The following is an 11,647-nucleotide window of genomic DNA, read 5'->3' as shown; positions in this document are numbered from 1 at the left end:
ACCATGCACAGCACCTTGCGGTCCGGGCAGGCCACCGCGGCGCCGACCGCGACCGGCGGTGAAAACCCGATCGAGCCGCCGAGATTCTGCAGCCAGTCGTGCGGCGCGGCCGCCGCCGTCGGCGGGAAGAAGCCGCGGCCGGTGGTGATCGATTCATCGATCACGATGCCGTTCTCCGGGATCGCCATGGCGATCGCCTGGGCGATGCTGTCGAGCGTCAGCGCGCCGGTCGGCCTCGCAATTTCGACCAGCTTCTGCGGCGCGGCGTCGCTCGCCTTGGCGCCGAGCGCGCCGGCCAGCGCTTCCAGCGCCGCGACCGAATTCTCGCCCACTTCCGTGACGCGGTGCGCCTCGCAGCCTTCCGGCTTCAGCAGGCTCGGCTTGTCCGGATAGGCGAAGAACGCCACCGGATCCATCGCCTCGACCAGCACGATGTGGCGGAACTGCTTCAGGATCGACAGCGCGGCATCGACCACGTAGGGAATCCGCTCGATCCAGTAGCGTCCCTGCCCGCGCGCCATCCGGGCGTTGTAGGTCTGGCCCATCACCTTAGCGCCGGTCTTGCCGGCGATGCGCTGCGCCAGCGCGAGGCCATGCTCAGTGAGCGCGCCGCCGGACAGCAGCAGCAGCGTCGGCTCGCCGGAGCGCAACACGCGCGCGGCGGCCTCGACCGCCTGCGGCGAATAGCTCGGGCGCTGACTGTGTTCCGGCACGTCGGCGACGCCGTCGGCCTCGTTCCAGGCGGTGTCGGCCGGCAGGATCAGGGTGGCGATCTGCGCCGGCGAGCTCTTGGCCGCGGCGATCGCGGCGGCACCGTCGCGCGCCACCGATCTGGCGTCCGGCGAGGTGCGGACCCAGGCCGACATCGGCCGCGCCAGGCCTTCGATATCCGAGGTCAGCGGCGCGTTGTAGTCGATGTGGTAGGTGGCGTGCTGGCCGACGATGTTGACGATGCCGGAGGCCGCCTTCTTGGCGTTGTGCAGATTGGCGAGACCGTTGGCGAGACCGGGGCCGAGATGCAGCAGCGTCGAGGCCGGCGTGCCCTTCATCCGGTAGTAGCCGTCGGCGGCGCCGGTTACGACGCCCTCGAACAGGCCGAGCACGCAGCGCATCCCCTCGACCCGGTCGAGCGCGGCGACGAAGTGCATTTCCGAAGTGCCGGGATTGGTGAAGCAGACATCGACGCCGCCCTTGACCAGCGTCCGCACCAGACTCTCGGCACCATTCATCGTTTCGCTCCCGATTTGCAATTTCTGCATCCGATCAATCATTGTTCCACCGCTTCGTCAAAGGGAGACGGCGCGCGGCAGGACTGCGGCGGACGCGTGCGGCTGCGTACCGCGGCCGGCTTGCGCAATCGGTGCGATTGTGGCCAGTTCGGAGCGAAACGAAGATTGCGAGGTTTCGGAATGGTTCGTCGACTTGCCGCCAGTGCGCTCGCGCTGATCTCGATCGCCACCCTGCCGACCGCCGCTTCGGCGCAGGAAATGGACCTGCGCGCGGTGATGGGCTTCGGACCGTTCTATCAGTCGGGCCCGAGCGCCAATCCGATCCCGCGCGAAACGGTGATGTTCGAGGGCCGGTATGCTCCGGGAACCATCGTCATCAGCACCCGCGAGCGCCGGCTCTACCTGGTCCAGGGCGACGGCACCGCGCTGCGCTACGGCATCGGGGTCGGCCGCGACGGCTTCCGCTGGTCGGGCACTCACCGCATCACCGCCAAGCGCGAGTGGCCGGGCTGGACGCCGCCGGCCCAGATGCTGCGCCGCCGCCCCGATCTGCCGCGCTACATGGCCGGCGGCGAGGACAATCCGCTGGGCGCGCGGGCGATGTATCTCGGCTCGACGCTGTACCGCATCCACGGCTCCAACGAACCGGAGACGATCGGCCAGGCGGTGTCGTCCGGCTGCTTCCGCATGACCAACGACGACGTCAAGGATCTGTACGACCGGGTCCGGGTCGGCACCGTGGTGGTGGTCAAGAACTGACACGATCCGCCGAGGGCTGCGTGCACAGCCGGCCCCTGTCGAATTGCCGGTTGTGCGGCTGAGCGAATTCCGGCAGCCTTTCGCAATGCAATGCGGCGCCCGGCATCTTCGACCTGCACTCGCGGCGGCGGTGGTCGCCGTGGCCGGCCTGCTCGTGGCGGTGCCGGCCGGCGGCCGTGAAGCGACCGACTTCTCCGGCCATCAGCGCTCCGAGAAGATCGACTTCACCGACAGCCAGATCGTCGACGGGTTCTTCAAGACCGCGTTCGGCGCCGAGTATCATCTCGCCGGACGGGTCGACCGCATCCGCAAATACGAGGCGCCGGTGCGAGTCTACGCCGAAGGCGACGGCCATGCCCACCGCCGCGCGGAACTCGCCCGGATCGTCGCGGACATCGCCGGACGTATCCAGCATCTCGACATCGCGATGACCGACAACGCCGACGAGGCCAACGTCACCGTGCATCTGGTCCGCGACCGCAACCTGCGCAAGACGATCGCGGCCTTCTACGGCGAAGAGCGCGCCAGAGAGATCCACGACAGCCTCGACCCGCAATGCCTGTCCGGGTTCCGCAAGAACGACCGCTTCGAGATCGAACGCTCGGACGTCATCCTCACGGTCGACAACGGCGACTTCGTGTTCCGCGACTGCGCCTATGAGGAACTGCTGCAGTCGCTCGGCCCGATCAACGACACCGACGAAGTGCCGTGGACGATGTTCAACGACGACGTGCAGAAGGGCTATTTCGACGTCTACGATCAGTACCTGTTGAACATCCTGTACCATCCGGCGATCCGCCCCGGCATGACCGTCCCCGAAGTCAAAGCCGTGCTGCCGCAAGTCCTCACAGACGTCAGGAGCTACGTCGCCAGGGTGAACCGGCTGACGCGCTAGAACGTTTCTGTCTTGTGATGGAATCGCGGCTGTGCCTTGGAGTGCTCACAACAGGTACAACCTCATGGTGAGGAGGCGCGAAGCGCCGTCTCGAACCATGCGCTGCAGGCCTGACGGCTCCTCATCCTTCGAGACGCCCGGCATTGCCGGGCTCCTCAGGACGAGGACTCCGTGCCCTTAGGGAAGGGCAAAGTTCGCTTCAATCAATCGATGAACCGCTCTGGAGCGTCGCCGGAAGCCTCGCGCGGACATGCAGAATGATCGGCGCCACCCGCGTGTCGGCCACAATCGGTTCGGCCGCCGCAACCTCTTCCGAGGCCCTCGGCTCACCGAATGCCTCGATCGAGAGCCCTGCCCCGACGATCATCGCGACCCAGGTCGACAGCGTGCGGTGAAAGCGGGGCACCGCAAACGGCGTCAGCACGGCCTGCTGCTCGGGCGAAACACTGGAAAACAACCATCGTTCGACGCGGCCGTCGCTCTCGTCGAAGTAGTCGGCCACTTCGACAGCCACCGGAGCCCCCTGCGCATTCCGGATGTTGCGGCGTGTCGGCGGCACGAAGCAGGGGTGCAGGATGGAGAACTGCAGGAAGCCTTCCGGCCTCAGCAGTCGCGCCACCTCCCGCAGCGTTGCCGCCTGGTCGACCATGTCCATCATCGACATGAAGGCCGTTACGAAATCGAAACTTCGGTCGGCAAACGGCAGCGTGAGCCCGTCTCCCAGTACGTAGTTCACGCCGAGAGGATCACGTCGCTCGGCTTCGCGGGCATGACGCAGGAAGGTCGGGGCGATGTCGAGGCCCGTCATCGACGCGCCCAGCCGCGCGACGGCACGCGTGTTGGTGCCATCGCCGCAACCGAGATCAAGCCCTCCAAGACCGGCAACCGGCGGCAGCATCGCGAGGAAGGCCGGCGTATTCAACGCATCCCGGTATCGATCATGGCCGGCGCGGGAGAGCATGGTCCATGTCTCGGCGTTGCTCTCCCAATGCGCGGCGACTTCCTTCGCGTCCATGATTTCTCCCTCGAATTCGGAGCAAGGGAGGAGCTTTAGGGGCGGCCGATGGCAAAGCAAGGGCGCCACAGTGGCGTCCTCGGTGAAGGGGACTCCTTATGCCGTCTTGGTGAACAGCTCCCGGCCGATCAGCATGCGGCGGATCTCGCTGGTGCCGGCGCCGATTTCGTAGAGCTTGGCATCGCGCAAGAGGCGGCCGGTCGGATAGTCGTTGATGTAGCCGTTGCCGCCGAGCAACTGGATCGCGTCGAGCGCGCATTGCGTGGCGCGTTCTGCGGCGTACAGGATCGCGCCGGCAGCGTCTTCACGCGTGGTCTCGCCGCGATCGCAGGCCTTCGCCACCGCATAGACGTAGGCGCGCGAGGCGTTCATCGTCACGTACATGTCGGCGACCTTGCCTTGCACCAGTTGGAAGGTGCCGATCGGCTCGCCGAACTGCTTGCGCTCGTGCACATAGGGCAGCACCACGTCCATGCAGGCCTGCATGATGCCGACCGGGCCGGCGGCCAGCACCGCGCGCTCGTAATCGAGCCCGCTCATCAGCACGTTGACGCCGCGGCCGACCTCGCCGAGCACGTTCTCCTCCGGCACTTCGCAATCCTCGAACACCAGTTCGCCGGTGTCGGAGCCGCGCATCCCGAGCTTGTCGAGCTTTTGCGCGGTGCTGAATCCCTTGAAGCCCTTCTCGATCAGGAACGCCGTCATGCCGCGCGGACCAGCGGCCGGATCGGTCTTGGCGTAGACCACCAGCGTCTCAGCGATCGGGCCGTTGGTGATCCACATCTTGTTGCCGTTCAGGACGTAACGGTCGCCCTTCTTCTCGGCGCGGGTCTTCATCGACACCACGTCGGAGCCGGCGCCGGGCTCGCTCATCGCCAGCGCGCCGACGTGCTCGCCCGAGATCAGCTTCGGCAGATATTTGCGCTTCTGCGCTTCGTTGCCGTTGCGGCGGATCTGATTGATGCAGAGGTTGGAGTGCGCGCCGTAGGACAGGCCGACCGAGGCCGAGGCGCGCGAGATCTCCTCCATGGCGATGCAGTGCTCGAGATAGCCGAGCCCGGCGCCGCCGTAGTCTTCCTCGACGGTGATGCCGTGCAGACCGAGCGCGCCGAGCTTCGGCCACAGGTCGCGCGGGAAGGTGTTGGTCTTGTCGATGGCCTCGGCGCGCGGCGCGATCTCGTTGGCGGCGAAGTCGCGAACGGTCTCGCGGATCGCGTCGGCGGTCTCGCCGAGATCGAAGTTGAACAGGCTCTGCGCGTTGGGAATCATGCTGGGTGCTCGCTCCGCTCGGCGGCACCTCGTCGCGCCGCCGTGTGTTGTTTGCGCGCACCATGTCACGGCGCCGGGAGCCTGAGAAGGCTCCAATGGTGGGGCGCCGCAGCATGGTCTCCAGCTTGTCGACGCAAGTCGCCGCGCGGGCGCTTTTCTACCGTCAAATCAATTTGTTCGAACCGCCGGGCAAGCCCCGCAAAGGTGCCTTGCCGCAGCCGCCGGTTGACGATCTGATCATAAAGCCGAACCCGCCGGACCGAACCATGGCGGGACCGAAAATCCGATCGCGACCGCCGCCGACACGCGGCGAGCGTCCACGACATGGCCAGGGAGGACGACGATGCACGGCACCATCGAGAGCGGAAAAGCGGCGCGGCTGCGGGCGGCGCGCGAGGAAGCCTATGCGACCCCGCTGAAGGACTTCCACCCCGGTGCGCCGCGGCACTTCCGCGACGACACGCTGTGGCCGTGGTTCGAACGGCTGCGCAAGGAAGAGCCGGTGCACTACTGCACCAACGCGCCGATCGAGCCGTATTGGAGCGTGACCAAGTACAACGACATCATGCATGTCGACACCAGTCACCAGATCTTCTCGTCGGATTCGACGCTCGGCGGCATCTCGATCCGCGACGCGCCGGTCGGCTACGACTGGCCGAGCTTCATCGCGATGGACGAGCCGCGGCATTCGGCACAGCGCAAGACGGTGTCGCCGATGTTCACGCCGGACCATCTGGACGAACTCGCGGTGCTGATCCGCGGCCGGACCCAGAAGGTGCTCGACGGCCTGCCGCGGGGCGAGACCTTCAACTTCGTCGACCGCGTCTCGATCGAGCTGACGACCCAGATGCTGGCGACGCTGTTCGATTTTCCGTTCGACGAACGCCGCAAGCTGACGCGCTGGTCGGACGTCGCCACCGCGCTGCCGAAGAGCGGCGTGGTCGAATCCGAGCAGCAGCGCCGCGACGAACTGAACGAATGCGCCGCGTATTTCGCCCGGATGTGGAACGAGCGGGTGAACTCGGAGCCGCGCAACGACCTGCTGTCGATGATGGCGCATCACGACGCCACCCGGGAGATGGACCGCGACAACCTGATCGGCAACATCCTGCTGTTGATCGTCGGCGGCAACGACACCACCCGCAACACCATGTCGGGCTCGGTGCTGGCGCTGAACGAGAACCCGCAGGAGTTCGAGAAGCTGCGGGCCAATCCGAAGCTGATCGACACCATGGTGCCGGAGGTGATCCGCTGGCAGACCCCGCTGGCGCACATGCGCCGCACCGCCCTTGCGGACACCGAGCTCGGCGGCAAGACCATCCGCAAGGGCGACCGGGTGGTGATGTGGTACGTTTCGGGCAATCGCGACGACGAGGTGATCGAGCGCCCGGAGGAATTCATCATCGACCGCGCCCGGGCCCGGATCCACCTGTCGTTCGGTTTCGGTATCCATCGGTGCGTCGGGATGCGTCTGGCCGAATTGCAACTGAGGATCGTATGGGAGGAGATGCTTAAGCGTTTTACGCGCATTGAAGTTGTCGGGGAGCCGAAGCGGGTGTATTCGAGCTTCGTCAAGGGCTACGAGTCCTTGCCGGTCCAGGTCTCATGACCTCCCCCCAAAACCAACAAGAAGACGCAGCCGATGAAACACCATGCCGCGGAGCAGGACGAATACCACGACATCCGCGACGCCGTCGCCAAACTGTGCGCGCAGTTTCCCGGCGAATACTGGCGCAAACTCGACCGCGAGATGGCCTATCCCAAGGCGTTCGTCGACGCCCTGACGGAGGCCGGCTACCTCTCGGTTCTGATCCCGGAGGAGTACGGCGGCGCCGGTCTGAAGCTGTCGGCGGCGGCCGCGATCCTGGAAGAGATCCAGCGCGCCGGCTGCAACGGCGGCGGCTGCCACGCCCAGATGTACACCATGGGTACTCTGCTGCGGCACGGCAGCGACGAGCAGAAAGCCAAGTGGCTGCCGAAGATCGCCAGCGGTGAACTGCGGCTGCAGGCGTTCGGCGTCACCGAGCCGACCTCGGGCACCGACACCACCTCGCTGAAGACCTTCGCCAAGAAAGACGATAACGGCGACTACGTCGTCAACGGCCAGAAGATCTGGACCAGCCGCGCCGAATATTCCGACCTGATGATCCTGCTCGCGCGCACCACGCCGAAGGATCAGGTGACCAAGAAGACCGAGGGCCTGTCGGTGTTCCTGGTCGACATGCGCGAGGCGCGCGGCCATGGCCTCGAGATCCGCCCGATCCGCACCATGATGAACCACGCCACCACCGAAGTGTTCTTCACCGACCTCAAGGTACCGAAGGAGAATCTGATCGGCGAGGAAGGCAAGGGCTTCCGCTACATCCTGTCCGGCATGAATGCCGAGCGCATCCTGATCGCCTCGGAGTGCGTCGGCGACGCCAAGTGGTTCATCGCCAAGGCCAGCGCCTACGCCAAGGACCGGACCGTGTTCGGCCGCCCGATCGGCCAGAACCAGGGCATCCAGTTCCCGATCGCCAAGGCCTACGCCAACATGCGCGCCGCCGAGCTGATGGTGAAGGAAGCCACCCGCAAATACGAAGCCGGCATGGATTGCGGCGCCGAAGCCAACATGGCCAAGATGCTCGCCGCCGATGCGTCGTTCGAAGCGGCCAACGCCTGCATCCAGACCCATGGCGGCTTCGGCTTCGCCGAGGAATACGACGTCGAGCGCAAGTTCCGCGAAACCCGGCTGTATCAGGTCGCACCGATCTCGACCAACCTGATCCTGTCGCATCTCGCCGAGCACGTGCTCGGAATGCCGCGGTCGTACTGATTGCCAGCCGCCCACGGCGTGCGCCCGCCGCCGGACAACACGCTTGTCATTCCGGGGCGCGCGGAACGCGCGAACCCGGAATCTGACACGCAGATAACATCTGGATTCCGGGTTCGCCGCTGCGCGGCGCCCCGGAATGACCACTGTGGGGACTATTGATGCTTCCGCTCGAAGGACTGACCGTCATCGCCGTCGAACAGGCGGTCGCGGCGCCGTATTGCAGCTCGCGGCTGGCCGATGCCGGCGCCCATGTCATCAAGATCGAACGCCCCGAGGGCGACTTCGCCCGCGGCTACGATCACGCCGCCAAGGGCCAGAGCAGCTACTTCGTCTGGCTCAACCGCGGCAAGGAATCCGCGGTGGTCGACCTCGCCACCAATGAGGGCCGCGCCGAGCTGGAAAAGCTGATCGCCTCGGCCGACGTGCTGCTGCAGAATCTGAAGCCCGGCTCGATGGACAAGCTCGGCTTCGCCCGCGAGCGGCTGCGCAAGGACTATCCGAAGCTGATCATCTGCACGATCTCCGGCTACGGCGATGACGGCCCCTACGCTCATCGCAAGGCCTATGATCTGCTGATCCAGGCCGAGAGCGGTCTCGCCTCGATCACCGGCGGCCCGGAAAGCGCCTCGCGTGTCGGCATGTCGATCGTCGACGTCGCCACCGGCGCAACGGCGCACGCGGCAATCCTCGAGGCCTTGATCGGCCGCGGCCGCACCGGCCAGGGTGCCGACATCCGGATCTCGATGTTCGACGTGATGGCCGACTGGCTGACCGTGCCGCTGCTCAACGCCGAGGCCGGCAATCCGCCGAAGCGGCTCGGCCTCGCTCATCCGTCGATCGCGCCCTACGGCGTGTTCACCTCGAAAGACGGCAAGGACATCCTGATCTCGATCCAGAGCGAGCGCGAGTGGAAGAAGCTGTGCTCGGACGTGCTGCGCCAACCGGACCTCGCGACCGATCCGCGGCTGTGCAGCGGCGTCGAGCGGGTGAAGAACCGCGCCTACACCGACAAGATCGTCGCCGACATCTTCGGTTCGCTGACCCGCGACGATCTGCTCGAACATCTGGCCGCAGCCGACATCGCATTCGCCGAAGTCAACACCATGGAAGACCTGTCGCACCATCCGCATCTGCGCCGGATCGAGGTCGACACCCCGAACGGCAAGGTGACCTATCCGGCGCCGGCCGCGATCGTGGTCGGCGAGGACCGGCACTACGGCGCCGTGCCGGGCATCGGCGACAAGCGCAAGTAAGCGGGCAAGTAAGCGAGGACCAGCATGACCGACGCGCTCGATATCGATCATCTGCGGCAGTGGATCGGCCGCAGCGAACAGGCCACCGACCTGGTCACGCCGCAGCTCGTGAAGGGGCTGCGCGCGACGCTGTTCCTCGACATCGGCAAGCCGCAGGCCGGTGACGCCGCGCCGTTCACCGTGCATTGGTGCCTCGGCCAGCCGGTGTACCCGATGGATCAGCTCGGCCCCGACGGCCATCCGACCCGCGGCGGCTTCCTGCCGCCGGTGCCGCTGCCGCGCCGGATGTGGGCGGGCGGCGAACTGCAGTTTGTCGACGCGCTCAAGGTCGGCGACGAAGTGACCCGGACCTCGACGATCGGCGACGTGACGATCAAGCAGGGCTCGACCGGCACGCTGTGCTTCGTCACCGTCAATCATGAGATCACCACGCCCCGCGGCGTTGCGATCCGCGACCGCCAGGACATCGTCTATCGCGACGTGCCGCCGCCGTCCGCCGCTCCGGCAGCGCCGGCCAAGCCTGCGGCTGCGCCGCCGGCCGCCAAGCATCGCGAGAGCCACCTCGCCGATCCGGTGCTGCTGTTCCGCTATTCGGCGCTGACCTTCAACGGCCACCGCATCCACTACGACCGCGACTATGTCACCAAGGTCGAGGGCTATCCCGGCCTGATCGTGCACGGCCCGATGCAGGCCGCGCTGCTGGTCGAATTCGCTGCCAAGCTCAAGGGCAGTGCGCCGAAGACCTTCAGCTATCGCGGCGTCCAGCCGCTGTTCGACGGCGCCGACTTCAGCATCAACGCCAACGAGACCGCAACCGGCCTCGAGCTGTGGACCGCCAACGCCGACGGCGTGCCGACCATGAAGGCCACGGCGAGCTGGTAGCTCTTTGCAACATGCACGTCATTCCGGGGCGCTCACGAAAGTGAGCGACCCCGGAATCTCGAGCTGTTCTGCGACTCCGACGTTTCCACAATTTCGGGATTCCGGGTTCGCGCGCGAAGGGCGCGCGAACCCGGAATGACCGCGCGGACATAAGGACCGGGGGGACATATTGACTCCCCTCCCCTCCTCCTGATTGATCGACGGCAAGCAACAAGCACGGTGCCTTGCACCGGAGGAACCGCCTTGCCGAAGAAGCCGAAGTCGCACGCGGCGACCACCGTCAAATCCGCCACGCTCGACCTGCTGCGCGCCTTCAGGATCGACAAGGTGTTCGGCAATCCCGGATCGACCGAGCTGCCGTTCCTCAGCGACTGGCCGGACGATATCGACTACGTGCTGGCGCTGCAGGAAGCCTCGGCGGTGGCGATGGCGGACGGCTATGCGCAGGCGACGCGCAATGCCGGCTTCGTCAATCTGCATTCGGCCGCCGGCGTCGGCAACGCGCTCGGCAACATCTACACCGCCTTCAAGAACCAGACGCCGCTGGTGATCACCGCCGGGCAGCAGGCGCGTAGTCTTCTGCCCTTGCAGGCCTTCCTCGGCGCCGAGCGCGCGAGCGAATTTCCGCGGCCTTATGTGAAATACAGCGTCGAGCCGGCGCGCGCCGAAGACGTGCCCGCCGCGATCGCCCGTGCCTACTATGTGGCGATGCAGCCGCCATGCGGCCCGACCTTCGTGTCGGTGCCGATCGACGATTGGGCGCGGCCTGCGGCGCCGGTGCCGCCGCGCACGATAACGCGCGAGCTCGGGCCGGATCGTGCGACGATGCAGGCGCTGGCCGATACGCTCGCCGAAGCCAAGAAGCCGGCGCTGGTGGTCGGCCCCGCTGTCGATCGTGCCGCGGCGGTCGGGCTGATGGTGCAGCTCGCCGAGCGCGCGCGAGCGCCGGTGTGGGTGTCGCCGTTCTCCGCCCGTTGCAGCTTCCCCGAACGGCACCCGCTGTTCGCCGGCTTCCTGCCAGCCTCGCCGGGGCAAATGTCCGAAGCGCTCGGCGCTTACGATGTCGTCGTGGTGATCGGCGCGCCCGTGTTCACCTTCCATGTCGAAGGCCACGCCGCGATCTTCGACGGCGCCTCGAAGCTGTTCCAGATCACCGACGATGCCGACGCCGCCACGGTGACGCCGCTCGGCACCAGCATCATCGCGACGATGACTCCTGCCCTCACGCTGCTGCTGGCGCTGCTGCCGGAAACCAAGCGGGCCGCACCGCCGGCTCGCGCCGTGCCGCCGGCGCCGCAGCCGGCCGAGCCGATGCCGGCGGAGGTTCTGCTGCATACGCTGCGCGCCGTGATGCCGGAAAGCGTGATGCTGGTCGAGGAGGCGCCGTCGCATCGTCCGGCGATGCAGAAGTTCATGCCGATGCCGGGCCAGGACAGCTTTGCCACGATGGCGAGTGGCGGCTTGGGGTGGTCGCTGCCGGCCTCGGTCGGCTTCGCGCTGGCGCATCCGAACCGCCGCACTGTCTGCCTG

10 protein-coding genes are annotated in these 11,647 nt (G+C 66.6%); 7 read left to right on the top strand and 3 right to left on the bottom strand.

Going from position 1 to position 11,647, the window contains the following annotated elements; all coding sequences use genetic code 11:
* The coding region (locus DU475_RS20820; protein ID WP_164633201.1) for an acetolactate synthase large subunit at window positions 1-1,229 on the bottom strand (1,229 nt) is incomplete at its 3' end.
* A 180-nt stretch (window positions 1,230-1,409) separates the two neighbouring features.
* Between DU475_RS20820 and DU475_RS20815 the strand changes: the two genes are divergently transcribed.
* Together DU475_RS20815 and DU475_RS20810 are read left to right on the top strand one after the other, a co-directional pair.
* Window positions 1,410-1,988, top strand: a complete 579-nt coding sequence (locus tag DU475_RS20815) for a L,D-transpeptidase (RefSeq protein WP_142882205.1) — start codon at window positions 1,410-1,412, stop codon at window positions 1,986-1,988.
* 85 nt (window positions 1,989-2,073) lie between these two features.
* On the top strand, window positions 2,074-2,883 hold the full coding sequence (locus DU475_RS20810) for a DUF2927 domain-containing protein (RefSeq protein ID WP_164633200.1): 810 nt from the start codon (window positions 2,074-2,076) through the stop codon (window positions 2,881-2,883).
* A 199-nt stretch (window positions 2,884-3,082) separates the two neighbouring features.
* On the opposite strand, the gene DU475_RS20805 is transcribed toward DU475_RS20810, so the two are convergent.
* Window positions 3,083-3,898, bottom strand: a complete 816-nt coding sequence (locus tag DU475_RS20805) for a class I SAM-dependent methyltransferase (protein ID WP_164633199.1) — start codon at window positions 3,896-3,898, stop codon at window positions 3,083-3,085.
* A 96-nt stretch (window positions 3,899-3,994) separates the two neighbouring features.
* On the bottom strand, window positions 3,995-5,167 hold the full coding sequence (locus tag DU475_RS20800; protein ID WP_164633198.1) for an isovaleryl-CoA dehydrogenase: 1,173 nt from the start codon (window positions 5,165-5,167) through the stop codon (window positions 3,995-3,997).
* Between the two features lie 343 nt (window positions 5,168-5,510).
* Between DU475_RS20800 and DU475_RS20795 the strand changes: the two genes are divergently transcribed.
* From DU475_RS20795 to mdlC, 5 genes are all read left to right on the top strand, one after another.
* Entirely contained in the window at window positions 5,511-6,776 is a 1,266-nt protein-coding gene (locus DU475_RS20795) for a cytochrome P450 (protein WP_142882202.1), read from the top strand.
* Between the two features lie 33 nt (window positions 6,777-6,809).
* Window positions 6,810-7,982, top strand: a complete 1,173-nt coding sequence (locus DU475_RS20790; RefSeq protein WP_164633197.1) for an acyl-CoA dehydrogenase family protein — start codon at window positions 6,810-6,812, stop codon at window positions 7,980-7,982.
* A gap of 158 nt (window positions 7,983-8,140) precedes the next feature.
* A complete protein-coding gene (locus DU475_RS20785) occupies window positions 8,141-9,235 on the top strand; it encodes a CaiB/BaiF CoA transferase family protein (protein WP_164633196.1) in 1,095 nt (364 codons plus the stop codon).
* Window positions 9,236-9,259: 24 nt separating this feature from the next.
* On the top strand, window positions 9,260-10,117 hold the full coding sequence (locus DU475_RS20780) for an HTD2 family dehydratase (protein WP_164633195.1): 858 nt from the start codon (window positions 9,260-9,262) through the stop codon (window positions 10,115-10,117).
* 243 nt (window positions 10,118-10,360) lie between these two features.
* Window positions 10,361-11,647, top strand: a 1,287-nt coding sequence (mdlC, locus tag DU475_RS20775) for a benzoylformate decarboxylase (RefSeq protein WP_164633194.1), incomplete at its 3' end; no start/stop codon positions are given.

Source organism: Rhodopseudomonas sp. WA056 (assembly GCF_010906995.1).
GTDB classification, from domain to species: Bacteria; Pseudomonadota; Alphaproteobacteria; order Rhizobiales; family Xanthobacteraceae; genus Rhodopseudomonas; species Rhodopseudomonas palustris_G.
Note: the sequence above shows the minus strand (reverse complement) of the source record. Positions and strands in the feature narration are given on the sequence as shown.

Bases quoted from the DNA above. Each gene is read 5' to 3' on its own strand.
- DU475_RS20785 (WP_164633196.1), top strand. From the start codon at position 8,141: ATGCTTCCGCTCGAAGGACTGACCGTCATCGCCGTCGAACAGGCGGTC.
- DU475_RS20790 (WP_164633197.1), top strand. From the start codon at position 6,810: ATGAAACACCATGCCGCGGAGCAGGACGAATACCACGACATCCGCGAC.
- DU475_RS20780 (WP_164633195.1), top strand. From the start codon at position 9,260: ATGACCGACGCGCTCGATATCGATCATCTGCGGCAGTGGATCGGCCGC.
- DU475_RS20805 (WP_164633199.1), bottom strand. From the start codon at position 3,898: ATGGACGCGAAGGAAGTCGCCGCGCATTGGGAGAGCAACGCCGAGACA.
- DU475_RS20815 (WP_142882205.1), top strand. From the start codon at position 1,410: ATGGTTCGTCGACTTGCCGCCAGTGCGCTCGCGCTGATCTCGATCGCC.
- DU475_RS20800 (WP_164633198.1), bottom strand. From the start codon at position 5,167: ATGATTCCCAACGCGCAGAGCCTGTTCAACTTCGATCTCGGCGAGACC.
- DU475_RS20795 (WP_142882202.1), top strand. From the start codon at position 5,511: ATGCACGGCACCATCGAGAGCGGAAAAGCGGCGCGGCTGCGGGCGGCG.
- DU475_RS20810 (WP_164633200.1), top strand. From the start codon at position 2,074: ATGCAATGCGGCGCCCGGCATCTTCGACCTGCACTCGCGGCGGCGGTG.